The 24,920-nt window shown below is 66.9% G+C and carries 21 protein-coding genes and 1 tRNA gene; 11 read left to right on the top strand and 11 right to left on the bottom strand.

Annotation, left to right across the window (positions count from 1 at the left end):
• Positions 1 to 11: 11 nt before the first annotated feature.
• The 4 genes from ACYR7D_RS07655 (at position 12) to ACYR7D_RS07670 (ending at position 4,997) form a co-directional block, all read left to right on the top strand.
• A tRNA-Thr gene (locus tag ACYR7D_RS07655) sits at positions 12 to 87 on the top strand.
• 121 nt (positions 88 to 208) lie between these two features.
• Positions 209 to 346, top strand: coding sequence for a hypothetical protein (locus ACYR7D_RS07660; RefSeq protein ID WP_459548918.1), 138 nt, complete (start codon positions 209 to 211; stop codon positions 344 to 346).
• A 569-nt stretch (positions 347 to 915) separates the two neighbouring features.
• Complete coding sequence (gene lanKC, locus ACYR7D_RS07665; RefSeq protein WP_459548919.1) at positions 916 to 3,516, top strand: class III lanthionine synthetase LanKC; 2,601 nt, start codon at positions 916 to 918, stop codon at positions 3,514 to 3,516.
• 209 nt (positions 3,517 to 3,725) lie between these two features.
• Positions 3,726 to 4,997: an MFS transporter gene (locus tag ACYR7D_RS07670; protein ID WP_459548920.1), complete on the top strand. Its 1,272-nt coding sequence runs from the start codon at positions 3,726 to 3,728 to the stop codon at positions 4,995 to 4,997.
• A gap of 660 nt (positions 4,998 to 5,657) precedes the next feature.
• Here the strand turns inward: ACYR7D_RS07670 and ACYR7D_RS07675 are convergent.
• The 4 genes from ACYR7D_RS07675 to ACYR7D_RS07690 all read right to left on the bottom strand — a co-directional run bounded on the left by ACYR7D_RS07675 (position 5,658) and on the right by ACYR7D_RS07690 (position 9,636).
• Positions 5,658 to 6,596, bottom strand: coding sequence for a transposase (locus ACYR7D_RS07675; RefSeq protein ID WP_459548921.1), 939 nt, complete (start codon positions 6,594 to 6,596; stop codon positions 5,658 to 5,660).
• Between the two features lie 37 nt (positions 6,597 to 6,633).
• On the bottom strand, positions 6,634 to 7,119 hold the full coding sequence (locus tag ACYR7D_RS07680) for a transposase (RefSeq protein WP_459548922.1): 486 nt from the start codon (positions 7,117 to 7,119) through the stop codon (positions 6,634 to 6,636).
• Between the two features lie 241 nt (positions 7,120 to 7,360).
• A complete protein-coding gene (locus ACYR7D_RS07685) occupies positions 7,361 to 8,062 on the bottom strand; it encodes a hypothetical protein (protein WP_459548923.1) in 702 nt (233 codons plus the stop codon).
• A 998-nt stretch (positions 8,063 to 9,060) separates the two neighbouring features.
• Entirely contained in the window at positions 9,061 to 9,636 is a 576-nt protein-coding gene (locus tag ACYR7D_RS07690) for a TetR/AcrR family transcriptional regulator (protein ID WP_459548924.1), read from the bottom strand.
• A gap of 86 nt (positions 9,637 to 9,722) precedes the next feature.
• On the opposite strand from ACYR7D_RS07690, the gene ACYR7D_RS07695 reads away from it, so the two are divergent.
• Both ACYR7D_RS07695 and ACYR7D_RS07700 read left to right on the top strand, forming a co-directional pair.
• Positions 9,723 to 10,121 carry a DUF4267 domain-containing protein gene (locus ACYR7D_RS07695; protein ID WP_459548925.1) on the top strand — a complete coding sequence of 133 codons (399 nt, stop codon included), beginning with the start codon at positions 9,723 to 9,725 and terminating at the stop codon, positions 10,119 to 10,121.
• A 66-nt stretch (positions 10,122 to 10,187) separates the two neighbouring features.
• Positions 10,188 to 10,661 carry a DUF1772 domain-containing protein gene (locus ACYR7D_RS07700; RefSeq protein ID WP_459548926.1) on the top strand — a complete coding sequence of 158 codons (474 nt, stop codon included), beginning with the start codon at positions 10,188 to 10,190 and terminating at the stop codon, positions 10,659 to 10,661.
• A gap of 79 nt (positions 10,662 to 10,740) precedes the next feature.
• Here ACYR7D_RS07700 and ACYR7D_RS07705 read toward each other — a convergent pair whose 3' ends face one another.
• Both ACYR7D_RS07705 and ACYR7D_RS07710 read right to left on the bottom strand, forming a co-directional pair.
• Positions 10,741 to 11,661 (bottom strand): NADP-dependent oxidoreductase, encoded by a 921-nt coding sequence (locus tag ACYR7D_RS07705; RefSeq protein ID WP_459548927.1) that lies wholly within the window; start codon positions 11,659 to 11,661, stop codon positions 10,741 to 10,743.
• 132 nt (positions 11,662 to 11,793) lie between these two features.
• Complete coding sequence (locus tag ACYR7D_RS07710; protein WP_459548928.1) at positions 11,794 to 12,846, bottom strand: alpha/beta fold hydrolase; 1,053 nt, start codon at positions 12,844 to 12,846, stop codon at positions 11,794 to 11,796.
• 243 nt (positions 12,847 to 13,089) lie between these two features.
• Between ACYR7D_RS07710 and ACYR7D_RS07715 the strand changes: the two genes are divergently transcribed.
• Positions 13,090 to 13,611: a DUF2752 domain-containing protein gene (locus ACYR7D_RS07715; RefSeq protein WP_459548929.1), complete on the top strand. Its 522-nt coding sequence runs from the start codon at positions 13,090 to 13,092 to the stop codon at positions 13,609 to 13,611.
• A gap of 15 nt (positions 13,612 to 13,626) precedes the next feature.
• Positions 13,627 to 13,815, top strand: coding sequence for a hypothetical protein (locus ACYR7D_RS07720; RefSeq protein ID WP_459548930.1), 189 nt, complete (start codon positions 13,627 to 13,629; stop codon positions 13,813 to 13,815).
• Here ACYR7D_RS07720 and ACYR7D_RS07725 read toward each other — a convergent pair.
• The 4 genes from ACYR7D_RS07725 to ACYR7D_RS07740 all read right to left on the bottom strand — a co-directional run bounded on the left by ACYR7D_RS07725 (position 13,800) and on the right by ACYR7D_RS07740 (position 20,368).
• A complete protein-coding gene (locus ACYR7D_RS07725; protein WP_459548931.1) occupies positions 13,800 to 15,164 on the bottom strand; it encodes a M1 family metallopeptidase in 1,365 nt (454 codons plus the stop codon). The genes ACYR7D_RS07720 and ACYR7D_RS07725 overlap by 16 nt on opposite strands.
• The gene (locus tag ACYR7D_RS07730; RefSeq protein ID WP_459548932.1) at positions 15,164 to 19,075 is read right to left on the bottom strand and encodes a Pls/PosA family non-ribosomal peptide synthetase; all 3,912 of its coding nucleotides are present in this window, start codon (positions 19,073 to 19,075) and stop codon (positions 15,164 to 15,166) included. Before ACYR7D_RS07730 ends, ACYR7D_RS07725 begins: the two co-directional genes overlap by 1 nt.
• 199 nt (positions 19,076 to 19,274) lie before the next feature.
• Positions 19,275 to 19,835: a flavin reductase family protein gene (locus tag ACYR7D_RS07735; protein ID WP_459548933.1), complete on the bottom strand. Its 561-nt coding sequence runs from the start codon at positions 19,833 to 19,835 to the stop codon at positions 19,275 to 19,277.
• A gap of 59 nt (positions 19,836 to 19,894) precedes the next feature.
• On the bottom strand, positions 19,895 to 20,368 hold the full coding sequence (locus ACYR7D_RS07740; protein WP_459548934.1) for a YbaK/EbsC family protein: 474 nt from the start codon (positions 20,366 to 20,368) through the stop codon (positions 19,895 to 19,897).
• A gap of 116 nt (positions 20,369 to 20,484) precedes the next feature.
• Here ACYR7D_RS07740 and ACYR7D_RS07745 point away from each other — a divergent pair, with 116 nt between their 5' ends.
• Positions 20,485 to 21,306, top strand: a complete 822-nt coding sequence (locus tag ACYR7D_RS07745; RefSeq protein WP_459548935.1) for a crotonase/enoyl-CoA hydratase family protein — start codon at positions 20,485 to 20,487, stop codon at positions 21,304 to 21,306.
• Positions 21,307 to 21,631: 325 nt separating this feature from the next.
• Here the strand turns inward: ACYR7D_RS07745 and ACYR7D_RS07750 are convergent, their stop codons facing one another.
• Positions 21,632 to 22,123, bottom strand: coding sequence for an inorganic diphosphatase (locus ACYR7D_RS07750; protein WP_459548936.1), 492 nt, complete (start codon positions 22,121 to 22,123; stop codon positions 21,632 to 21,634).
• Positions 22,124 to 22,311: 188 nt separating this feature from the next.
• Here ACYR7D_RS07750 and ACYR7D_RS07755 point away from each other — a divergent pair, with 188 nt between their 5' ends.
• Positions 22,312 to 23,796, top strand: coding sequence for a D-alanyl-D-alanine carboxypeptidase/D-alanyl-D-alanine-endopeptidase (locus ACYR7D_RS07755; RefSeq protein WP_459550072.1), 1,485 nt, complete (start codon positions 22,312 to 22,314; stop codon positions 23,794 to 23,796).
• Positions 23,797 to 23,811: 15 nt separating this feature from the next.
• Positions 23,812 to 24,918 carry a zinc-dependent metalloprotease gene (locus ACYR7D_RS07760; RefSeq protein WP_459548937.1) on the top strand — a complete coding sequence of 369 codons (1,107 nt, stop codon included), beginning with the start codon at positions 23,812 to 23,814 and terminating at the stop codon, positions 24,916 to 24,918.
• The last annotated feature ends 2 nt before the right edge of the window (positions 24,919 to 24,920 follow it).

The following is a 24,920-nucleotide window of genomic DNA, read 5'->3' on the forward strand; positions in this document are numbered from 1 at the left end:
CCGAACGGCACGCCGCCTTAGCTCAGTCGGTAGAGCGCTTCACTCGTAATGAAAAGGTCGGGGGTTCGATTCCCCCAGGCGGCTCCACACTTCTTCCATCCGAATACCGCGGTCGGCACCGGTTTTCGACACCGGTCGCACATCGGTATCACCAGACAGGCCGTCCATACCGGCGACGGTTTTCCGCTGTACCCGTTCGGTGACCTCCATGTGGGTACTCGTGATCAAGCTGTCGCCGGTCAGTGGAAACAACCATGCATCGTCGGCCGGCGTCGGCACCACGGCGATAGTCGCGGCCGAGGTCGAACAGGAAGCGACCGCGCGGCGCGCGGCCCGGCGCACCTAGGAAGCTCGCCAGGCCGGCGGCGCTGGGGCGGCCGTCCTGCTGCTGCACGACATCGACCGGCCTGAGCAATCCGCCGCACGCACTCGCTGTTGGGGCAAACGGCGGAGGCAGCCGTCCCAGCGCTCATGGCGAAACCCGGGCGCGCCTCGTGTCCATGTCCCGGGCGGGGACGCGCTACAGGCGTGCGGATCGTGGACCAACCGGAGATCTGCAGCGGTGGTCCAGGGAACCGCGGCGGTGAACTCCCGGCCATAACCTCACCCGCGCAAGTTGTCTCCGCTGCGCACTTTCTCCTGCCTGCACCGGCGACTGGCGTGCCCGCCTCGAACCGCATCCGAAACCGCTGAAGCCACCCGCTCACGTTCGAACCCCCGAACGCATGGTATCGACCCCTCCGGCGCCCACTCGGGCTACGGTCGGACCGACTCGGCCAACGCAAATTTCGGTGATATGCGTCACATTGACGCTGGATGATTCAGTGTATAACTTGAAATTACAAGTTGCATGGGGAGTGCATCTATCATCGGGGGAATTAATTGGAACAGTTTCCTGACGACGTTGCTTACGGTTTGGCCAGCGCCGACTATTATTTGCCGTTGACGGAAGCCGGTCGAAACGCAACGCGATATAACCCCAGCCGGATCATGCCGGGCTGGACCGCTTCACGGCATGATATCTGGCTCGGCTGGCGGCCACCGAATCCGGCCGGATCGATCGACTCCGGATGGAAAGTCCACATTTCCAGCACTTTCGATAATTCGCACAAGACGCTGGAAATTGTCGCAAGCGTCTGCGTAGACCTCGCGATCCCGTTCAAGCACACATATGACGAGTTCTGCTTTCTGTGGCTGCACCACAAGTACGGCCCTCGCGCGCAGAGCGGTAAGTTCGCAACGGCGTACCCGCCGGACGCGACTGCGGCAGGCGAGCTGATGGACCGGCTGTATTCCCGGCTGGCAGATGAGCCGGCACCGCATATCTTGTCGGACCGCAGGTACCGGGCCTCGCGGGCGATTCATTACCGCTATGGCGCCCACCGAGAAATCGTGCGCTTCGATCCCGCTACAGGGGAGAAGATCAGGATGTTCCGGGACGGAGGCGGCGCTCTGAAGGTGGATGAACGGAAACCGAGATTCATTCTTCCCTCCGGTATCGTGGACCCCTTCCATCAGCCGGACCGAGACATGGCACCGGAACGTCCCTCGCGGCTATTCGATATCTATTCGTTCGAGGAGGCGATTCGTCACAGCAATGGTGGTGGCGCATACAGCGCGGTAGATCGTAGGACCGGTATTCGGGTTTTCATAAAGGAAGCCCGCGCATACACAGGTCTGACATGGGACAGGCTGACCGCAAAGGACCGATTGCGTAGAGAGTTCCTGACCCTGAAGCGCTTGAGCGCCGAATTTCCAGGTCTCTCGCCCCGGCCGTTGGATTATTTCTCCGAATGGGAACACGAATACCTCGTTACGGAATGGATAGAGGGCGATACGTTGCATCGATGGGTTATGGACAACATGCCCCTCATCCGATTCGATCCAGACCCCGATCACTCCGCCGCCTACTATGCAAAATGCCGAGACATCCTGGCGCAACTATCCCGCTGTATCCAGCGGATGAGAGTTGCCGGCATGCGGTTCGGTGACCTGAACCCCAAGAACGTCATGCTCGATACGAGCGGCGTAGCGCGATTGATCGACTTCGAGGCGGCGACGGACCTGGACGAGGATCCGGCCGGAATGGGAACACCCGGCTACGTTCCTACTGGCCGTCGATCCGACGAGGGAGTCGACACCGACGAGTACGCGTTGTCGGCAGTCGCCCGATTCATGATCTTCCCCGCCTTCGATCTGATGCAGCGGAATGCCGGCTTCTGGTCGGCAGCTCGACGCGACGCCGCGCGCGTGACCTCCATCCCGGACGATATCTGGCGGGCAGCGAGAAAATACTCTGCCCCAGAGAGCTGCTCGGTATCCGAGCAAGCCGGCGATCCGGACGCCGAGGGATCCGGCAACGACTTCGCTGTCGAGGCTCGTTTGTGGGCCGAGAAACTCGCAAAGGGAATACTCGCCGCTGCGGACCCAGGATGTCCGCACTGGCTTTATCCCCCGTCCTACCAGGGGATACGGTCGAACACACTGTGCTTCGCCTACGGCACAGCGGGAGTTCTCGCCACCCTGGCACTCCAGGGACGACACGTGCCCGATGCCCTGATCGATTCGCTTGTCCAGGATTGCGAACGCCTGGCCGGGCAGTACGACAGCAGCCTGTACTTCGGGTCGGCCGGGATCGCCGCCACCCTCGCCGGTTTGGACCGACTCGAGGAAGCCGTCCAGATACTCGGGCCCGAGTCCGACGAAACGGACACTCTTCCGGGATCGCTGGCAACCGGCCGCACCGGCCGCGGCCTGGTGCACCTCGATCTCTACTGCCGTACCGGAGATCCGAAGTGGGTCGCGCACGCCGAGGCAGTGGCCGCAATGCTCACCAGAGCTGTCCGTGACGGTACCGACGTCTTACATGACAGCACTCGGCTCGGCCTGCTCTACGGGCATGCAGGAGTAGCGTTGTTCCTCCATGGGATCTGGGCGGTCACGCAGGACAAGTGCTATCTGGATGCCGGTCGGGCACTACTGCAACGCGACCTAGATCTCCGGTTCCCGATGGACGACGGTTCGATCTCGATTTCGGACAAGGTGAACGGTCACCGGGCCATGCCCTACCTCAGTGCAGGATCCGCCGGCGTCGGAACCGTAGCTCTTCGCTACAGCCGGAGTTCACCGGCGGAAAAACATTTGATGGAAACCGTCCACGGTTTCGGACGTGACGCCTACAAGCTGTTCACCTACAACGCCGGTCTGTACAGCGGGTTGGCGGGATTGGTCTACTACCAGAACGAACTCCGGTCGCAGCCGGGGTCGTCCCCGGACCGAACTGCCGCCACAGGGCGCGCGCTCGAGAAGTACCTCATTCCGAGTGGGGACGACTACCTGGTCCTGGGTGACGGCGGAACCCGGTACTCGGCGGATGTGTGGAGTGGCTCGGCAGGAATCATCCGAGCCCTCGACGCCGTGGTCCACGGGCCCGAGTACCAGTATCTCCCGCTGCTGCGTGGCGGGCTGCTGGTGCCCTGGGCCGACGCTTACCCGAACGCAGTACGAAGGAGGTGAAACACAATGGAGAATGTTCTCGAGCTTCAGGAGCTTCCCGCGCGCGAGCGGGAAGATTTCGACGGCACACACCACTACAGTTCCGGTAGCTGGCAGACCTGCCTGTAGTCGATGCACTTGTCCGGAGCGCAACCATTGCGCTCCGGACAAGTTTGTCATGAGCTGCCGTCCACCACCTCCTCGGCCGAGCCAACCAGGAAATTGAGAGCGTGACGCAATTCGCCCACCGGAATCGAAAAGACTTCGCCCTGTTCATGTCCGGGCAGGCTTCCAGTGCTTTCGGCTCAGCCCTGACTGCGGTAGTGCTCCCGGTTATCGCCGTGGAGAAGTTCCGGGCCGACGAGTGGCAGATCGGCCTGCTGCACGCCTCGTCCGCGGTGCCGGTGGTTCTGCTCGGTTTTCTGGTCGGCGTGTGGTCGGACAGGCGGCGTCGGAAACGACTGTGGTTGATCGTGGCGGATTCTGTATCGATCGTCGCCCTCGGCGCACTTTGTATGGGAATCGTCTTCGATGTGGCCGGCTTCTATTGGATCCTGTCTGTCACCCTGCTGTTCGGATTGCTGGCGCTCGTTGTCGAAGCGCTCTATTTCGCGCATCTGCAGACAGTGATCGGTAACCGGACGATTTTGCAGGCACGGTCCCGGTTGATCGTCAGCGAACGGACGGGGTCGTCGACAGGCAGCGGGTTGTCCGGTGTCCTCGTCTGGCTCGGCGGGTATGTCCTACCACTGGTAGTCGACCTGCTGACGTTCGCTGTCAACGCTCTGTGCCTGGCGTTGATCAAGAGCCCCGACGATGCTCGGGAGCAACGAGCTCGATCGACTGTCCGGCAGGACATTGCAGATGGTTTCCGGCTGCTGGCCCGTATCCCCCTGCTTCGGGCTTTCTCCACCTTCGGCCTGTTCATCTCGGTGGCAGAGGCGATGGTCATGGCGATGCTTCCGATCCTGTTGCTCAGGAATCTGAACCTTCCCCACTTCTATTACGGTCTCGTCTTCATCGCATCGAGTGCAGCCGCGATCGCCGGCGCTTCGGCATCGACACACCTCGGCGCACGCTTGGGCGTTCCGATGATGAACCGCTGTGGGCTCGTCGGGATCGTGCTCGGTACGGCGGGTATTGCCACCGGCGCCACATGGGGATCGGTTCCCGGGCTGACCTGCGCTGTGGCCGGACTCGCGGTCCTGGCCTTTGCCGGATCGGTGTGGAACGTCGGTCTGACGACATCGGTGACCGAACAAACGGATTCCGCGGCCCTCGGCCGCGTTTCGATGAATATCCGCAATCTGACTGCGCTCGCCGGTATTGCCGGAGCCGTGGCGGCCGGCTTCATCAGTGAGGCTCTGGGACTCACGAATCTGCTGTGGGTCGCCGTCGGGGTGTGTGCGATCGGGGTGATCCTGATGACGCTGTCGATATCGACGAGGCATATGACACCAGTGGAAGCAGCCGCCGAGCAGCAGCACGCCGACATCGACTGAATGCCGGCGCAGCCACATAGGGTTGCACTACAGGCGTGGAGCGTGGAGCAACCGGAAATCGTGCACGGCTCCTCCCGGGAACCCGCGGCGGTGAACTCTCGGCCGGCCACTCCCTCTGTCGGGGGCGATTCCCCCAGGCGGCTCTGCCGGTCAGCGGGCCTTCCGGGTAATTCGGTAGGGTCGTTACCGTTTCAGCCCGTATATGGTCCGCATAAGCGGATCGCACCGCTGGACACCGGCAGTTCCGGCGGCGTCGAACTGTTCCGTCGCTGCGGCCGGATCGGTCTCGAATAGCCCGATGTAGTGGTGCCTCGTGAAACGAGGGTAGGCCCCGTCGGCAGGAGCCGTGAACGCCCGATCAGCGTGCCTCGGCCCCTCGGATGCGCTGTAGAGGGCCGCTGGGACGAGTTTTATTCGATGCGTGGGAAAAACGGCAGGTAATCATGATCGGTTCGGGAAGCGGACCACGCGGCGATTCCCGAGCCGGAAAGAAACCCTTACGAGGCTGATGTCCTTCGTTCCCGCGCAGGCTCGGGCACCGATCGAACCCCAAGGCGTCGAACTCCAGCTGATCAAGCGCAGGTGACCGATACGCAGGCGACCGGCAACGACGGGATCGCCGGGGGTTCGGCCGGTCTGGGCGACCTCTCAGCTTGAGTTTTAACCTCTGAGCTGCTGTTTTGTGGACTTTCTGCGGGGTCGCGGTCCGGCTGTTCGGGAAGGTTTCTTGTTGCTGGCGGTCTTGATGTGCACGTCGTACCGTGGTGCCGGCTGCTGGTTGCGGTGCCCGGCTGGTCGGCCCGGTCCGGGGTGCGAGGGTTTCGGCGCTCTGGCCGGACATGCCGTCTTCCGGCGGAGGTGCCGAAACCCTCGACGGACACGGGCGGGTGTAAGCCGTTGCGGGGCTGACGGTTTCTCCCAGGGGCGCCGGATATCGAGGGTGAGTTCACGAGCAAGGCGTAGTTGGGTGTAAGCGGTAAGAAGCAGCCACGTCCATCGGTCTGCGGTGGTGGGGTCGCGGAATTTGGGAACGTTCCAGCCGAGGGTTTGTTTGAGCATGCGGAAGGTGTGCTCGATATCGAACCGACGCAGAAACGCCTGCCACAACACCTCGACCTCGCCGGCGTCGAGGTCGACGACCGAATGCCAAAGCCACACCGGTTTCGGGATCGCGCCGCTGGGGAGCCGGTCGACGTCGAGCCGGATCACCGTGCCTTCGATCACCGGCAGTTTCCCGGCTTGGGCGACCCACGATGACCGATGCGTGAGCCTGGGGTGCAGACGATTCCACGACCGTGCTGTGGCAGGGCCGTAGAGGCGGGTGTCGGTCGTGACGGCGGTGTCGGGTTCACCCCAGGTCTCTGGATCACCGAAGGCGAACTCGCCTCCGTGACGTGGTGGTCGGCCGGTGGTCCCGGGGTGCCATGCGGGTGCTCGGCGGCGCAGGACCCGGTCCGACCGCATCCGGCCCAGCACGGCAACGGGCAGATCGGCCAGCCCGAACGCCAGCCGGGGTGCGTCGTAGCCGGCGTCGGCGATGATCCAGATCTCCGGGTCGCCGGGGCGCCAGTGCCCGGCCTCGATCAGGTTGCCGATCACCGTCCGCTACTGCCCGGCGGTGACGGTGGCAGCATCGTCACCGGGCGCCAACCGCACTGCATCCAAAGGCGCGGTCGGAGGAACTCCGCCCCGATTCCAGGGCGGCGACCACCGAATACGGCCAGCCCGGAATCATCTGCGCGGTGTTCTTCGCCCGCCCGTAGGTGTGACACAAGATCCGCTGCGGGCAGGTATGGGCTTCGGGCCGCAACCAGGAGGTGATATCCACCGCCAGCACCAACCGGCCATCCGCGGCGCGCGGTAGCGGCACCGACACCAGCGCCCGCCGCAGGCGGGCGATATCGATCCGTCCGCGGTCCAGGCCCGCATAGACACTGCCGTGCCCTCGGCGATGCTCATCGATCAACGACAGCTCCGGCAGTGACCGCACCGGCTCGTCCGCGCACAACACTGCGTCCACCAGTTCGAACATCGCATCCGCTCGCCGGGGCAGGCACCGATACAACTCCCGCCGGAACGCCGAGAGGTCCCCGACCGTGGGAGCGGAGCCGGTGTCGTGCACACTGTTCATTGAAGCCCTTGGTTGTTGAAAGTCTTTCTGTCGCAAGAAGACATGATCAACCAAGGGTTTCACTCATGATCACCCGGGGTCGCAAAACAGCAGCTCAGAGGGTAAAACTCAAGCTCAGGTCGTGTTTCAAAAGTAGTTTCGGGTGGAGAGTTCCGGACAGCGGCGCATTCTCGAAGACACGCATGACGTGGTCCACTCGGCAACAACGCCAAATGTCAGTGAACCGCAACGTTCACCCGAGCGGGCGGGCCCGGTACCAACGCTGATCGGCGATCAGGTGCAGGGTGTCGCCTCTACCGTGTAGACCGGTGTGATGCCGCTTAAGGCGGGGAAAGGCCAGCTTGTCCTCCTGCTGGACGTGGAATCGGCCGTCATCGAGCCACCAGACCGGCCGCAGCGACCGGTCGAAACGCACCAGTCCCGCACTGCCGATCGGCTCAGGTCCCGGGCCACCCCACCCGTAGTTACCGAATACGCCTTCATCGAAGTAACCGACCCAGATATCACCGGAGCTCGACACTGCGACGTGCTCGATACCGTCGCCGAGAACACCGGTCCGTATCAGCGCCCCTTCCGGCCCGTATATGGCCGCGTTGTGCTCCGGGCCCTCCGGCGACCAACGACACCGCCTCCCGACCACCAGCACTGCACCGTCCGGAAAGGTCTGAACCGTCGGGAATGTAGACGTCAGCTCCGCGATCGGGACGACGGCACCCACGTCCGGGGCATAGGTCACCACCCGCGCCGAAACCGGCCGCGTGGCGCGACTGCGCGCGAACGACGCCCCGCCCGAATTCTTGTATCGCGCAGTGAGCACATCCGCACCCTCTGCGGTAGCCCACAATGTGATCATCGCCCCGTTGGGCCCAGCAGTCGCATCGATCAGCCGGTCGTGCTCGTCGATCGGGATCAACTCGGAATGAAACTCGAACACAAGCAACGATTCTGTTCCCGCCGACGGCAGACAGCCCCAGATTTCACCCAACGGCCGGGCCGGCCCAGCGCTGGATCGCGTGCCCTCAGCTGATGAATCGGAAGATGTTGGGTTCAGCAGGGACCACGGGACCCTGGAGGCAGGCTGACCAGAAGTCCGAACTCTATGGTCTGTACTCCCTCACCCCTCGCCGCGGCGAGGGGTGAGGCGTGTCGGCCGGAGTGTGGTCGACCCCAGCCAGTTCATCGGCCACACAGATAGAGGGTTCGGCGGCAGTGACCCGGATTATCCGGCGTCGACCGGCAATCGAGGCATCGTGCGATATCGGGGCCGAGCGATACCTGCCCTTCTACTGCCTAGCTGTCGGCGTTGTAACAGTGGCTGCGGGGGTGGGGTTTCCGGTGTCTCCGCAAGGGGTTGCGCCGCAGGTGTCGGTGCCTGGTGCGGGGGCGGGGTTTCCGGTGTCTCCGCAAGGGGTTGCGCCGCAGGTGTCGGTGCCTGGTGCGGGGGCGGGGTTTCCGGTGTCTCCGCAAGGGGTTGCGCCGCAGGTGTCGGTGCCTGGTGCGGGGGCGGGGTTTCCGGTGTCTCCGCAGGGAGTTGCGCCGCAGGTGTCGGTGCCGCCCGGCTGTTCGACCGGCTGCCCCGAGTCTGCTCCACTGTCCGAATTGCCTTCGGCCTCACTGTGGTGTCCCGATGCCGCAGTGGTGGGTGGGGTCGACGAGGAACTGATCGCGGGGGCTGTCGTGGTGACGGAGCGCGTCGTGTCGGAATCCTGCGTGTCAGCTGTGCACGCGGTCATGATGAGTGCCGGCGCCACGATGCCCAGCATCAGCCCTGTGCCGGCGCGCCATCGGCACCCCCTCCCCGATATTCGCATGATCCGCACGGTCTCTCCTTCTGCTGCCCGCTGCCGTGCTCGAAACACGCAGGCGCGCAACGATCCGGTCATTAGTTACCGAACTTAACCGTCGGACGCCCCGCCGGTGTTACCGGTTCGCTTACCGGGCCCGTTCCAGCCAGTACCGCAGGATCTCCAGTCGCTCTTCGCGATACCCGGGACGCAGGCGCCCCCCGCGTTCCAGAGTTGCCAGGCCGTGCAGCGCGCTCCACGCGGTCTCGGTGAGGGTTTCCACATCGGTGGTGCCCGCGAACGGCTCGAATACGGCAACCAATTCGGCGAAGGCGTCGCGCAGCAGTTGGGGAGCTTCGGGGCCGAAGGAGAGTTCGGTGGCCATTGCGAACATCGCGTCGTAGAGAGCTGGTTTCTCGACGGCGAATTCGCTGTAGGCGCGGGCCACGGCGGCGAAGGCGTCGGATGGTTCCCCGGCGGAGGTCCGGGCGAGGCGTAGGGCCGCGGTCAGTTCGGCGATACCTTCCTCGGCGACGGCGGTGACGATGGCTTTCTTGTTCGCGAAATGGCTGTAGAGCACGGGCTGGCTGTATTCGATCCGGTCGGCGAGGCGGCGGATCGTGACCGCGTCCCAGCCCTCGTTCTCGGCCAGCTCGCGCGCGGTATCGATGATGAGCCGGTGCCGTTCGGCGCGCTCCCGCTCTCGTCTGTTCTGGATACCCATGACTGAAATTCTAGCATTGCTAGACAGCCTATCGTCACTAGTATAGTGTTGCTCCAACATATAGCACTGCTAGATATCGGAGCGTCATGATGAACTCACGTCGTATCGCCACCGGGATGTCTCTGCTCGGGGCGGCCTTCATCCTCTACATCGGGATCAGCTATCTGGTCGTCCCCGAGAGCATCGCGACCGGATTCGGACTACCCTCCCGCCCCACGGGCGATGCCGTCGCGTTCCTGAACCTCAAAGGAATTCGCGACACCGTTGCCGGAATCGTCGTCCTGATACTGCTGGCGACCGGACAGCGGTTCGCGCTCGGCGTCACCACGCTCACCCTGGCGCTCATTCCCGTGGGGGACATGCTCACCGTTCTGCTCTACGACGGCTCCACCGCAGCGGCATTCGGGATCCACGGACTCACCGCGGTGTGGGTCGCCTGTACCGGCCTGCTGCTCCTCCGCGAATCCGGTCGGGTCACACGCTGATCGCGGTTCATCCCCTAGCGGTCGCCCGAAGGGGCACCGCGAACCCGACCTCACCAGGAGTCCATCATGTCTTTGCCGATTCAGCTTCTCGCCGCTCTGGCCGTACTCACCAACGCCGTCGTCTACGGAACCGATATCTCCGTAGCGCTGATCACGCGCTCGGTGTATGCGCGTCTGGACGATGCCACCATGACGCTCAGCGCGGGATGGGGCCACTACTACGGCGACCTCCGGATGCCGCCCATCGGCATCACCGGGCTGGTGAGCGCGCTGGCCGCCGCTATCCTCGCCGCCTTCGGCGGATTGCCGGTGCCGGCGCTGTGTGCCGGGCTCGCGGTGGCCGCTCTGATCGCCTGGCTCGTCCTCTACGCGCGGGTGGCCAAGCCGATCAACACGGCTCAGAAGGCCGCCGCCCGGGCCGGGATCACCCCGCCGGACGCGCGGGCGTTGCAGAACCGGTGGGACAGCATCCTCTACTCGAGGGTCGCGTTGCAGACACTCGCGCTGATCGCGCTGACGGCCACCCTCGCCACGGCCTGAGTAGGCCGGCCACACGGGGTGAGCGGGTGCAGCCGTCGCTTCACCCGCTCACCGGCACGACGTTCCTGCCGGCCGGTGCTCAGAGAACGATCACATTCTTTCCGCGGGTATGCCCGGTCCGGCTCGCGGCGAATGCGTCGGCGACCTCTTCCAGCGAGAAGGTGGCCGCGACCGGGACCGTCAGATCACCCTTGGCGGCCAGATCGGCCAGCCGCTGGGTCTGGGTTCCGTCGGGGCGTACCCAGATGGCGTGCCCGCCGTATTCGGTGACCGAAGTGTCGGCGATCGAGGCGTGCCGGCCGTCGGGCGCCAGGACCGCGCGGGTGGTGTCGAGCTGACCGCCTACGAAATCGGCGACGGCCTGCACACCGTCGGGGGCGAGTTCGCGGACACGATCGATGAGGCCCGCCCCGTAGTCGAGCGGTTCGGCGCCGAGCTCGCGCAGATGATCGTGATTACGCGGGGACGCGGTGCCCAGTACGCGGGCGCCGCGGGCCTTGGCGATCTGCACACCGAGACTGCCGACCCCACCGGCGGCGGCGTGGATCAGCACGGTATCCGCCGCGGTGATATCGAGAATATCGAGGGTACGCAGTGCGGTGCCGCCCGCCAGCGGCAGCGATCCGGCCTGCTCCCACGGTAGATTCGCCGGTTTCCGGGCAACGTGCGCGGCTTCTACGGCGACGAGTTCGGCGAAGGTGCCGGCGTGCAGTACATCCTTGCGGGCGTAGGCCATCACCTCGTCGCCCACCGCGAATTCGGGGGTGTCGATCCCGGTCTCGACGACGATCCCGGCGACATCCCAGCCCGGGATCACCGGGAACACAGCATCGATCAGGCCGTCCAGCCCGCCCGACATCGCCTTCCAGTCGACCGGGTTCACCCCGGCCGCGCGAACTTCGATCAGAACCGATCCGGGAAAAACCTTCGGCGTGGGCAGATCGCGAACCCGCACATCGCTGTCGTCGGTGGTGTACCGGTCATAGGTCGCTGCGCGCATGCATCAGTCCTATCGGTTGGGGTCGTCGCCTGGGTGCAGCGACGCGCCGGGGCCGATATTCCGGTTTCCGCGCGGTGCGTACGAAGGGGTCCACCGAGCCGGGCTCCGTTGACCGGACTCGGGGACTTCCGCTCAGCCCGCGGCAGCTGACCGGGGGCCGGTGCGGTTCAGGATGGAGGTGAGCTCGGCGTTGAAACGGTCCATATCCTCGATATTGCTGAGATGGCCGGTGGGCCAGACCTGATAGTCGAACTGATGGCCCGCGGCGCGCATGGTCTCGGCGATGATGCGGGACATCCGTTCGGGCAGCAGTTTGTCGTAGCTTCCGGCGATGATCGTGGTGGGGACCGTGAGGTGGGCGGCGGCGGCGCCCAATTGCAGATCGGCCAGGATCGCGGCGTGCCGGCCGCGGGCCAGCGGGCGGCAGGAGCGCACGATATTGAGTGCGAAATCGGCCGCCTCGTCGGTGGCGCCGCGCGCCATGATGCGTTCTTTCAGTATTTCGCGGACCGCCCAGCCGCCGGGCAGCGGCAGCGGAGTCGTGAGCAGCGATTCCGCCACGATCATCGGTAGCCGGACCGGCGTGCCGAGCAGCGTGAGCGGCTGATTCGCCAGCGTGAGCGGTTTGTTCAGCAGCGGCAACAGATCGGTGTCGTAGCGGATATTGCCCGAGGTGGTGTTGGCGAGGACGACCCCACGGGCGCGGTGTGCGACCTGCTCCGGATGATGGGCGGCCCACGCCTGCAGGGTTATACCACCCATACTGTGGCCCACCAGCAGGGCTTGCTGCCCGGTGGGCAGGGTGGCCTCGAGGACGGCGGCCAGATCGTCGGCGAGCGTGCGGTCGCTCAGGGGGGCGCGACCGAGCGTGCTGTCCCCGTGACCGCGCTGATCGTAGGAGATCACACGGTAGCGGTCGGCGAAAGCGTTGATCTGCGGGTGCCAGTATTCGATACAGCAGCTCCAGCCGTGGACGAGCACGATAGGCTCGCCGTCGGGCGGGCCGTAGGAGTGAACACGCAGGCGGGCACCGTCGGCCGTGGTGACGGGTATGACCTCCGGCATATCGACGGGCGCGTTGAAGCACGCGGTACGGGATCGGCGCGTACGCAACGCCGCTCGGTACGGGGCGGTCAGCGCGCCGTGGTGCGCCTGCGACAGCGCCGTGATCGACTTCACCAGCATCAGAACACTCCTTTGTGTCTGCTGACACGGTAACTCTGCAAGCTATGTGCTTACAAGAGCAAGCGCCTTGGCGGATACTTTCGCCCGGAATGGTGTTCTCATCCCGAATGTCGGTACAGCTGTGGGCACTGTTAGCGGAGGAATGCCCAATCCGGTGAGTTTTTATGCCGGAACAGTGGAAACGGAGCAAGCACCTCCGATGGTTGTGGCGTCAACCTGGGTGCCGCGACTACCGTGAGCACTGTGAAGGACTCGGACGGGACACAACCACGAGATCTGGTGAGCCCCGGATTTCCCGTCGCGGACGAACCGGGATCGTCCACAACGGACGGGCCGGGACCCGCGGGGCAGACCTCATGGCCGGCCCGCTGGGGCGGACTCGCGTTACCACTGGCGGCGGCGGGTGCGGGAGCGGCGGCACTGGTACTGCTGCATGTGCGCGACCCGCATATCGAGGGTTCGTACGGGCTGTGCCCCGTCTACGCGCTGTTCGGTGTGTACTGCCCCGGATGTGGGGGTATGCGGGCAGTACACAACCTGACAGACGGACACGTCATCGATTCCTTGCACAGCAATCTGCTGGCGTTGCCGATGCTGGTGCTGTTCGCGCTGTGGGTCGCCGATTGGGCCGTCCGGGCGTGGCGCGGCGCCGGGCCACGGCTGCCCGGGATCAGCAGTGCCACCATGTGGATGCTGCTCGGCTCGATCGCCGGATACACGATCCTGCGCAACACACCGTGGGGCACTTGGCTGACGCCGGTCTGACAGACGAGGCGGGATATGCGCGACACACTGAAGAACCGGGTACGCGAGAAACTGGTCCGGCAGCTCGCCGAGGACGGCCCGCGAGAAACCGGATCAGAGGATCCGCGACTGATCTCGGTGGTCGCCGACCTCGACGCGCTGGACAGCGTCGCCGAGGACGATCCGCTGATCGAACAGCTGGCGGGCCGTTACCTGGTGTTCTGACCCGTGCTCCCCGCGGAGCCGCCCAGCGGCGGCAACGGGGGCAGCGTTTCGGAATAGAGCCATTCCTGCCACAGCGGCTGTAACGGCGCCGTGCTGTAGTGGCCCGCGAGATCGGTGAATTCCTCGGTGGAAACCGAGGCGTGGCGGTGCCGGGCGGTCCAATCGCGGATCAGCCGGAAGAAGGCGGTATCACCCAGTTCCAGCCGGAGCGCGTGCAAAGTGAGCGCGCCGCGTTTGTACACGCGGTCGTCGAACATCAGCGTGGGCCCGGGATCGCCGACCACGATGTTCTGTGGCCGGCGGTCCAGCGTGTGCCAGGCGGCGCGGGCCATCCGATCGGCACTCGGGCCGCCGCCCGCCTCGGACCAGAGCCACTCCGCGTAACAGGCGAATCCCTCGTGCAGCCAGATATCACACCAGTGCTGGAGGGTGAGGCTGTTGCCGAACCACTGATGCGCCAGTTCGTGTGCCACCAGACGTTCGGCACCGCGCCGGCCGTCGCAGTGGTTGGCGCCGAAGATCGAGATGCCCTGCGCCTCGATGGGGATCTCCAGGTCGTCCTCGGTGACCACCACGGAATAGCTCGGGAAAGGGTAGGGCCCGAACAGGTCGCCGAACACCGCCATCATCTCGGGCTGACGCGCGAAATCGTGGTCGAACGCGGTCCGCAGAGCCGCCGGGATCACCGCGTACATGGGAACCGCGGTGTGCCGGTCGCTCAACCGGTGCTTGCGGTAGCGGCCGATCTGCACCGTGGCCAGATAACTGGCCATCGGCTCGGTCTGCTCGTAGACCCAGGTGGTGTGCCCCGCCTTGGTCTGCTTGCCGACGAGGGTGCCGTTGGCGAGCGTGTAGTACGGGGTATCGGTGGTGATGGAGATGCGATAGCTGGCTTTGGAGCTGGGATGGTCGTCGCAGGGGAACCAGGACGCGGCGCCGTTGGGCTGGCTGGCCACCAGGGACCCTTCGGTGAGTTCCTCCCAGCCCACCTCGCCCCAGGGGCCGCGCACCGGTTTCGGCGCTCCGGCGTACTGCACCACCACGTGCAGGACACCGCCGGCCGGTATCCGTTCCCGGGGGGTGATGGTCAGCTTGCCCCGCTGGTGGACGTACTTACCGGCTTTCCCGCCGTTGACCAGTACCTTCGACACCGCGAGCGCCTGCGAGAGATCGAGCGAGAACCGCGGGCGTTCGGCCGTGGTCACCGCGGTGATCACGGCGCGGCCGGCGAGCCGGTTGCTGGGGACCTTGTAGTTCAGCTCCAGCTCGTACCGCGATACCCGGTAGCCCCGGTTGCCGTTCTGCGGGAGGTAGTCATCGATGGGGGCGTCGTAGAACCGGCTCCCCATCAGCGCTCCGTCTCCTCTTCCGCCGGTGCGGCCGCCGGGCCGGACCAGGGCGCGATGGGGTTACCCCACCATCTCGTGGAGGGTGGGACGGTATCGCCGCGCATCACCAGTGAGGCCGGGCCCACGGTCGCGCCCGCGCCGACGGTGGCGGCGGGCAGCGCGACGCAGTGCGGCCCGAGGGTGGCGCCGGCTTCCAGGGTCACGGTGTCCATGGCCATGATCCGGTCGTGGAACAGATGGGTCTGCACCACGCAGCCGCGTTCCACGGTCGCACCGTCACCGAGTGTCACCAGGTCTGCCTCCGGAAGCCAGTAGGACTCGCACCATACCCCGCGGCCGATCTTCGCGCCGAGCGCGCGCAACCAGAGGTTCAGTACCGGTGTACCGGTGGCCGCGCGGGCGAACCAGGGTGCGGCGACAGTTTCCACGAAGGCGTCCGATACCTCGTTGCGCCATACGAACGAACTCCACAGCGGATGCTCCTCGGCCCGGATACGGCCCACCAGAATCCACTTCGCGGTGACAGCGCTCGCGCAGGCGAGCGCGCCCGCGACCATCAACACCACACCGGACAGCAGCGCGGCCGTGAGATATCCGAACCGCCCGGCCAGACCGGCCAGGGTCAGCAGGACTCCGAGGCCGATGGCGAAAGTCACCACTACCGCGGCGAGCCGGCAGGTTTCGAACACCGCCCGGAAAATCCGCAGGCGCAGCGGCGGGTCGAAGGTGCGGTCGGTATCGGTCGTGCCGGCCGACCGGCGCAACCGCACCGGCGGGCTACCCAGCCAGGACGATCCCGCCTTGGCCTTGGTCGGTGCCGCCGACAGTACGGCGACCAGGCCGTTCTTCGGCACCCGGCGACCCGGCGCGGCCATTCCGGAATTACCCAGGAACGCGCGTTTGCCCACCTTGGCCGCCCCGATGCGCAGCCAGCCACCGCCGAGTTCGTAACTCGCGATCATGGTGTCGTCGGCCAGGAAGGCGCCGTCGGCGACGGTGGTGAACTTGGGCAGCAACAGCACTGTCGAAGCCTCGACCCGTTTGCCGACCTTCGCCCCGAGCAGGCGCAGCCAGATCGGGGTGAGCAGGGAGGCGTACAGCGGGAACAGGAAGGTGCGGGCCGAGTCCAGCAGGCGTTCGGTCGCCCAGACCTGCCAGCCGACGCGGCTGCGCACCGGATGGTAGCCCTCGCGCAGGCCGATGCTCAGCAGCCGTACGGCCAGCACCGTGGCCGCCGCGTAGCCGGCCAGGCTGACCAGCGTGGCGACCGGCAAGAGCAGGAACGCGGGTAGTACGGCCGCACCGAAGGTTTCGCTGTCGCGCACGCCCCACCCGATCACCAGCAGACCCGCCGCCAGCCCGAGCAGCGGCAACGCCCCCAGCGCCAGCGAACCGATCCCGAAAGCGACCACCCAGCGCACCGCGCGCTCCGGGGTCCGCGCCGGCCAGCGATGCTGCGCCCGGCCGATCTTCACCGCGGGGGACCCCGCCCATTCCTGACCCGCCTTCACCTTCCCCGCCACGGCCGAACCGGCCGCGATCTCGGCGTCGCGACCGATCTTCGTCCCGGGTAGCAGTACCGAGCGAGCGCCGACCACCGCACCCTTACCCACCAGGATGGGCCCGATGTGCACGGTATCGCCGTCGATCCAGTATCCCGACAGATCGACCTCGGGCTCCACGCTGCAGCCGTCGCGCAGTTCCAGCATGCCGGTGACCGGAGGCAGCGTGTGCAGATCGACCCCCTTGCCGACTGTCGCGCCGAGCGCGCGGGCGAACGGGACCATCCAGGGCGCTCCCGAGAGGTTCTCCGCCCCGCTGGCCTCGGCCAGCCGGACCGCGGCCCACAGACGTACATGTACCGAACCGCCACGCGGATAGCTGCCCGGCCGTACCCCGGCCAGCAGTGTCCGGGCGCCGAGAACGCAGATCGCCATCCGGCCGAGCGGAGTGATGAAGACGAGGAAGAGTAGTACGGTCCACCCCCAGGACAGGCGCGGCAGCCACGGCAGCAGACCGGACCCGCCCGCGATACCGGAGACGACGGCGAGCCAGGTCACCCATTGCATACCGGTGAGCGTGGTCAAGGCGATCGTGGCGAGGACCTGGATCCCCTGGGCGGCCGATGGTGTCGGCTCGACCCGCCGGGTGGCGGTGGTGGTGGCCGGGGCGCTCTGCTCGAGGAGTTCGACCAGCGCTCCGAGCCGCGGCCGGTCGTAGATATCGGCAACCGTCACCCGGGGATAGCGTGCCCGCAGGGCGGTGACGAGCTGGGCGGCCGACAGCGAGCCGCCGCCGAGGGCGAAGAAATCGGCGTCGGCGCCGGTGATCTCGGCGCCGAGTACATCGGTCCAGAGTCCGGCGACCCAGGCGGCGGTGCCGGTGAGACCGTGGTCGGCGCCGGTATCGGCACCGGGTAGCGGCCACGGCAGGGCGTTGCGGTCGACCTTGCCCGAGGTTCGGGTGGGCAGTTCGGGCACCACCGCCAGGCGTGGGATGAGTGGGGCGGGAAGCTGCCCGGCCAGCGTGGACCGGGCCGCGGTGAGATCGTAATCGGGTGCGACGCCGGTCAGGTAGCCGATCAGCAGCGGTGCGCCGGTCGCCGTGGTACGCACCGCGGCGGCTGCCCCGCTCACACCTGGTAGATGCTGGAGCGCGTTGTCTATCTCGCCGAGTTCGATGCGGCGCCCGCCGATCTTCACCTGATCGTCCGCGCGGCCCAGGAAGATCAGCCCGGCGCTGTCGTTGCGCACCAGGTCACCGCTGCGGTAGGCGCGGTCCCAGCCGAGCGTTTCCAGCGGCGCGTACTTCTCGGCGTCCTTGGCCGGGTCGAGGTAGCGGGCCAGTCCGACCCCACCGATCACCAGTTCCCCGGCTTCCCCTTCGCCCACCGGCGTGCCGTCGGCGTCGACCACGACCAGGTCCCAGCCGTCCAGCGGCAGCCCGATCCGCACCGGGCCGGTGCCGTCCAGTCGCGCCGCGCAGGCGACCACGGTCGCTTCGGTGGGGCCGTAGGTGTTCCATACTTCCCGGTCGGCGTCGGCGAGACGTTCGGCCAGTTCCGGTGGCACCGCTTCGCCGCCGAAGATCAGCAACCGCACCGATTCCAGAGCTTCGGCGGGCCAGGTGGCGGCCAGAGTGGGGACGGTGGACACCACGGTGATGCCCTGGCGAACCAGCCACGGACCCAGATCCGCACCGGTACGGACCAGGGCCCGGGGCGCCGGGACCAGGCAGGCGCCGTGCCGCCAGGCCAGCCACATCTCCTCACAGGAGGCGTCGAAGGCCACCGACAGGCCCGCCAGCACGCGGTCACCGGGGCCCAGTGGCTCGTCCCGCAGGAAGAGCCGGGCCTCGGCGTCGACGAAGGCGGCGGCATTGCGATGGGTCACCGCGACACCTTTCGGTGTACCGGTGGACCCGGAGGTGAAGATGATCCAGGCGTCGTCGTCGAGTGCGGGATACCGGGGTGATCGCCCGGCGGTTGCCGGAGCCGATCCGCCTCGGGGGTGGGGTACCGGATGGATACCGGTTGCCGTGGCGACGGCCGTGACCCCTGCCTCGGTGAAGACCAGCCGGGCCCGCTCCTTGGGATCGTCGGCGTCCACCGGGACATACGCGGCGCCCGCGTGCAGTACCGCGAGAATGGTGAGGTACAGCTCCCAGGTGCCGGACGGCATCCGCACCCCGACACGATCGCCGGAACGGACACCGGCGGCGGCGAGAGCCTTTACCGAGTTATCGATTTCCGCGAGCAGTTCCGTATAGGACAGGGTTCGTTCCGCGGTTGCCAGCGCCGGTGCGTCGGGATGAGCGGCGGCCGTGGCGGCGAGGACGTCGACGAGCGTACGCGCGGGCGGCGCCGCCGCGGCACACCGGAGTCCGCCTTCCGCTTGCAGCTGCGACTGCATCTACCCGGCCCACCTTCCATCGCCCAGCCGACGGACTCGTTCTCTCATACCAGGGTTACCGCCCGGCGAACAGCGGTCGACCGGGGGAACAGAGTACCCGGCTCCCCGGACCTCCAGCTGACGGCTGGGATCGTCATCACACCTGGTGAAGGGGGTGATCGATACGGCGGCGGCGGTATCGTGGCCGGTCCGCCGGCGGCTAGTCCATATCGTCGGTGAGCGGGGTCGGACGGTAGTACCTGCCGTTGTAGTAGAGCAGGGGAACGGTGGACGGCTCTTCCTCGGTGTCGTCGTGCACCCGGACCACCCGGCCGACCACGAAGGTGTGATCGCCGATCGGGATGAGCCGCTCGATGGTGGTGCGCAGCCACAGCGGCGTGCCGTGCAGGACCGGCTCGCCGGTGTCCAGCGTCGACCACAGTGCCCGGTCACTGAACCGTTGCGCCGCGGATCGGGCGAACCGCTGGGCCAGATGGCGCTGGTGCTCGCCGAGGAAATGGATGACCACCGAATCGGCGGCGGTCAGGGCGGTGAGACTGGACGAGGTATCGCTGATGTTGAACGAGATGAGCGGCGGATCCAGGGAGAGCGAGGCGAACGAGGTCGCGGTGAAACCGACCGGGCCGGTGGCCGAATTCAGCGTCACGATGGTGACGCCGGACGGATAGTGCCGCATGGAAGCGCGGTATTCCTCCGCGGTGATACCGCTGAGATCGTCGGGGATCCGGATTCCGGTCTCGGGCCGTGGTGCTTCGGTCACCCAGCCGACGCTACGCCCGGAACCCGGCAATTGTCCGGTCCGGTGTCCGGAAAACCCGCTCAGTCCACGTCGAGGGAAAGACCGGCGGTGATCCGCAGCAATTCCGGATACGACGTGCGGAACACCGTGCCCGGCGAACCACCCGCGGCCCAGAGTTCGCGGAACTCGCTCAGCGCGGAATCCACCCAGGTGGGCAGATTCACCGGATGGCCGACCGGGGCGATACTGCCCGGCAGTTGTCCGGTGTAGCGGACCACCAGATGGGGCGGCGCGGGAATCAGCGCGCCGTCGAGCCGGGCGCCGGTGCGCGCCGTATCCACCCGGTGGGCGGCGGAGACCAGCAGCAGGATCGGTTCGTCACCGAGCAGAAAAACCTCCGCCTGTACGAGCGCCCCGAGGTCGGTCTCCATCACCTCGGCGGTGGCCGCGGCAGTGGTGGCCGATTCCGGCGCGGTGATGATCAACCCGTGGTGACCGCGGGCGATCAAAGTGTCTGAGACCCGGCAGGTTATCGGTGGAAGCGACCTGCGCATGGGCACAGGGTAGAGCGCTGTGCGCCGTCGTGTCCCCGAAAAGCGGACGATCCCCGCCGACGGACTCCGCGGAGATCGGCGGCCCGGCGGCCGGAGGCGACCACTAGGCTGGCCGAATGACAGATTGGCAGGCTTTCAGCGTCGAAACCGACGATCACGTCGCGCGGGTGACTCTCACCGGTCCGGGCAAGGGCAATGCGATGGGCCCGGATTTCTGGCGGGAGCTGCCGGAAATCTTCCGTGGTCTGGACGCGGATCCCGATATCCGGGCCGTTGTGCTCACCGGCTCGGGCAAAAATTTCTCCTACGGTCTGGATCTGCCCGCGATGAGCGGCACCTTCGGTCCGCTGATGGCCGACCGTGCGCTGGCTGCGCCGCGTACCGACTTCCTCGGCGAGATCCGCCGGCTGCAGGCTTCGATCACGGCGGTGGCCGAATGCCGTAAACCGGTGATCGCCGCCGTCTCCGGCTGGTGCATCGGCGGTGGCCTCGATTTGATCTCCGCCGCCGATATCCGCTATGCGAGCGCGGACGCGAAATTCAGTCTGCGCGAGGCGAAGGTCGCGATCGTGGCGGATGTGGGTTCGCTGCAGCGGCTGCCCGCGATCATCGGGGAAGGGCATCTGCGCGAACTGGCCTTCACGGCCAAGGATATCGACGCCGCACGGGCGGAGAAGATCGGCCTGGTCAACGACGTCCTGGCCGACCAGGAAGCCTGCCTCGCCGCCGCCCATGCCACCGCCCGCGAAATCGCCGCGAACCCGCCGCTGGTGATACAGGGCGTGAAAGACGTTCTGGGACAGCGGGACGCGGCAGCTGTCACAGAGGGTTTGCGTTACGTCTCGGCCTGGAACGCCGCCTTCCTGCCCTCCGAAGATCTGACCGAGGCCATCCAGGCCGTATTCGAAAAGCGAGCCCCCGAGTACAAAGGCCGGTAAGCAACCGCGGCACGACGCCCCGCACCGGGTCTCACGACAGAACCCCTCCGCCGCGTGCCGGAACATCCTTACCCAGCGGCAGGTCCTGTGTGGCAACACCCCGACCCGCAACGGCCCTCACGAGGCAACGCACCCACGCGGCGCCGAGCCTTACGCGGCCCGCAAAGGGCCGAGCCCGCGTCGTGCTTCCGCACTCGAAGCGCATGCGCCGCAGACGCGGGTCCCGAGCGCTGGAACACGACGCCGGAAGGGCTCGGCCCCCGATGCCGCATGCGCCGCCGAGAACTCGGCTCGAGCCCACGGCGCCGCAGGCGTCGCCGGAAACTCAGTGCCCCCCTTTGTCCTTCAGACGCTGGAAGGAGGCCTCGATCTCGGCCTCGGCCTCGGCGCGGCCCACCCATTCGGAACCCTTGACGTACTTGCCGGGCTCCAGATCCTTGTAGCGCTCGAAGAAGTGCTTGATCGCGGCCAGTTCGAATTCCGGGACGTCGCCGAGGTCCTGGATGTGGTCCCACCGCGGATCACCGGCGGGGACGCACAGGATCTTGTCGTCGCCGCCCGCCTCGTCGGTCATCTTGTACATGGCGACGGGCCGGGCCTCCACGATCACGCCGGGGAAAACCGAATCCGGCAGCAGGACGAGGGCGTCCAGCGGGTCGCCGTCCTCACCGAGGGTGTCCTCGATGTACCCGTAATCGGCCGGATAGGCCATCGAGGTGAACAGGAACCGGTCGAGCCGGACCCGTCCCGTCTCGTGGTCGACCTCGTACTTGTTGCGTGAACCCTTGGGGATCTCGATGGTGACGTCGAACTCCACGCCAGCTCCTTCCGCTGCTCTCACAATGCGCCATGGCGGTCGGCGACGGCCGACGCACCCGGTTGTCCGCCGAGAACGGTAGCGGAACACCGATAGGGTTGTCGGTGGCACATGGGTTCAGCGGGGCCGGTGTGATGGTCGGGCACGAGGAGACGACGGACAACGTGGTTTGGCAGGGCGGCAGCGGTATGGAAGGTTCGGCCACACGCCGGCGCCGCGGGATACGCGCATGGGTGATCACCGTGGTGGTGGCACTGGCCGGGGCGGCGGCGGTACTCGCCGCGGTGCTCCGGCCGTGGACCCCGGAATTCCGGCACGGCGGGCTCACGATCGCCGATCCGCCGGCGCCGGTGCGGGTCCTGCCCGAGGTCGCGCCGGCACCGGACGCCGCTGTCTCGCCGAGCCCGGCGGGCATCTCGGCGGCGCTCGCTCCGGTTGCCGCCAACCCCGATCTGGGGGGTTTCGCGGGGTCGGTCACCGATGCCGATAGTGGCACCGTGCTGTGGACCGCCCGCGCCGACGAACCGCGGATCCCCTCGTCCACCGCCAAGATCATGACCACCGCGGCCGCGCTGCTCACGCTGCCCGGTGATCAGCGGGTGCGGACCAGGGTGGTGGCGGGTGCGGCGCCGAACGAAATCGTGCTGGTGGCCGCCGGTGACCCCACGCTCACCGCGCAACCGGGCGGCGAGGGGTATTACCCGGGCGCCGCCCGGTTGAGCGATCTGGCCGGGCAGTTGCGGGACGCCGAGGTTCGTGCGGACACCGTTCTGGTCGATGTGTCCAGTTATTCCGGCCCGGCCATGGCCCGCGGCTGGGACCCCATCGATATCCCCGGTGGTTCCATCGCACCGATCGAACCGGTGATGCTCGACGGTGGGCGGCTCGATCCGCTGGCCGAGTATTCGCCTCGTTCGAGTACCCCCGCCCTGGATGTGGGCCGGCGGCTGGCGGTGGAGCTGGGCCTCGACCCGGCCAGGGTGCGGATCGGTACCGCGCCGCAGGGGACCAAGCGACTGGCCGAGGTGGCTTCGGCGCCGTTGCGGGACCGGCTGCGCGACATGATGGTGTATTCGGACAATGTGCTGGCCGAGACCATCGGCCGGGAGGTCGCGCAGGCCACCGGCCGGCCGATGTCGTTCGAGGGTGCGGCCGCGGCCGTGGCGGCGGTGCTGGCCGAGCACGGTTTCGATACGACCGGTGCCACCATGTTCGATACCAGCGGGCTCTCGGTGGACGACCGGGTGCCCGCACGGCTGCTCGACAAGATCCTGGCGACCGCCGCGGGTCCGGGCAGCGATACCGAGCCGACGGTCACGGTTCCGCCGCCGCTGGCCCCGCCGCTCGGTGCCGGCGCGGGCCGGCAGGCCGAGACCACCGATACGAGCGCGTCCCTGCCCGACACCCTGGTTCCGCTCCTGGACTACCTTCCGGTCGCCGGCGGTACCGGTTCGCTGAGCAGCCGGTATGTCACCCAGAACCAGGACGGTGCCGGATGGGTGCGCGCCAAGACCGGAACTCTGTCGGTGGCCAGTACGTTGGCCGGGTATGTGCTGGATCGCGACGGTCGAGTCCTCACCTTCACGCTGATGTCGAGCGACCGGCCGCCGGAGGTCAGCCGGCCCGCTCTGGACGCCGTCGCGACCGCGCTGCGCAACTGTGGATGTTCCTGAGCGGCTGGAGGGCGCATGACGATTCGAGAAGAGCCCGGCGGCCCCGCAGCCCCGGCGGCGGACGACGAACGCGACAACCGACGGCGCACGTTCTCCGGTTCGGTGGATTGGCGCTGGGCCGCCCGTACCGGTGCCGCCCTCGTCCCCGCCGGCCCCCGCACCTCTCGGTTCACCGCCGAGCAGGCGGTCGCCGAACTCGCCGAGGCGTCGGTGCGTGCCGAGGAGCCGGTGCGCTCGGTCACCGGTCTGCTCGACGACCAGCCGGTGCCCGCCGCCTGGATAGTCGACCGGCCCGGCTGGATCGGTGCGGCCGCGGATTCCATGGCGCAGCTCACCGGTACCGGGAGCGAGGAGCGTGGTGGCCCGCTGGCCGGTAAACCGGCCGGGGTCCAGGTGGGTGCCATGCTGGCGTTCCTGTCCACCGCGATCCTCGGCCAATACGATCCGTTCACCGGCCCCGACGGCACCCTGCTGCTGGTGGCGCCGAATATCGTGGGTGTGGAGCGAGCGCTGGGGGTTTCCCCGGCCGATTTCCGCCTCTGGGTCTGTCTGCACGAGGTCTGTCATCGGGTCCAGTTCTCCGCGTCGCCGTGGTTGGCGGGGTACATGCGGGAGAATGTCGAGATACTGGGCGATATCGGTGACGAGGCCGTTTCGGAGATGTTGTCCCGGCTGATCACCGAGGTCAAACTGCGCCGCAGCGGGAAGGTTCCCGATGATCCGGCCACTCGCGGTGTGGTGGGTCTGCTGCGCGCCACCCAGCCACCCGCCCAGCGGGCGGCACTGGACCGGTTGCTGCTGCTCGGCACCCTGCTGGAGGGGCATGCCGACCATGTCATGGACGCGGTGGGTCCCAGCGTGGTGCCCACCGTCGAACAGATCCGGACGGCGTTCGACAAACGTCGCACCCGCCCCACCAATCCCATCCAGCGGCTGCTGCGCGCCCTGCTCGGAATCGACGCCAAAGTGGCCCAGTACGTGCGCGGTAAGGCCTTCGTGGACGAAGTGGTGGGTACGGTCGGTATGGAGCGGTTCAACATGGTGTGGACCGATGCGCAGACCCTGCCGCGTACCGACGAGATCGACGAGCCGCGGCGCTGGATCGCCCGCGTCCTGGGCTGAGT

The organism is Nocardia sp. X0981 (assembly GCF_977089955.1).

Bases quoted from the DNA above. Each gene is read 5' to 3' on its own strand.
- ACYR7D_RS07660 (WP_459548918.1), top strand. From the start codon at position 209: ATGTGGGTACTCGTGATCAAGCTGTCGCCGGTCAGTGGAAACAACCAT.
- ACYR7D_RS07705 (WP_459548927.1), bottom strand. From the start codon at position 11,661: ATGCGCGCAGCGACCTATGACCGGTACACCACCGACGACAGCGATGTG.
- ACYR7D_RS07760 (WP_459548937.1), top strand. From the start codon at position 23,812: ATGACGATTCGAGAAGAGCCCGGCGGCCCCGCAGCCCCGGCGGCGGAC.
- ACYR7D_RS07700 (WP_459548926.1), top strand. From the start codon at position 10,188: ATGTCTTTGCCGATTCAGCTTCTCGCCGCTCTGGCCGTACTCACCAAC.
- ACYR7D_RS07755 (WP_459550072.1), top strand. From the start codon at position 22,312: ATGGAAGGTTCGGCCACACGCCGGCGCCGCGGGATACGCGCATGGGTG.
- ACYR7D_RS07730 (WP_459548932.1), bottom strand. From the start codon at position 19,075: ATGCAGTCGCAGCTGCAAGCGGAAGGCGGACTCCGGTGTGCCGCGGCG.
- ACYR7D_RS07720 (WP_459548930.1), top strand. From the start codon at position 13,627: ATGCGCGACACACTGAAGAACCGGGTACGCGAGAAACTGGTCCGGCAG.
- ACYR7D_RS07725 (WP_459548931.1), bottom strand. From the start codon at position 15,164: ATGGGGAGCCGGTTCTACGACGCCCCCATCGATGACTACCTCCCGCAG.
- ACYR7D_RS07710 (WP_459548928.1), bottom strand. From the start codon at position 12,846: ATGCTGGTGAAGTCGATCACGGCGCTGTCGCAGGCGCACCACGGCGCG.
- ACYR7D_RS07695 (WP_459548925.1), top strand. From the start codon at position 9,723: ATGATGAACTCACGTCGTATCGCCACCGGGATGTCTCTGCTCGGGGCG.
- ACYR7D_RS07745 (WP_459548935.1), top strand. From the start codon at position 20,485: ATGACAGATTGGCAGGCTTTCAGCGTCGAAACCGACGATCACGTCGCG.
- ACYR7D_RS07690 (WP_459548924.1), bottom strand. From the start codon at position 9,636: ATGGGTATCCAGAACAGACGAGAGCGGGAGCGCGCCGAACGGCACCGG.
- ACYR7D_RS07740 (WP_459548934.1), bottom strand. From the start codon at position 20,368: ATGCGCAGGTCGCTTCCACCGATAACCTGCCGGGTCTCAGACACTTTG.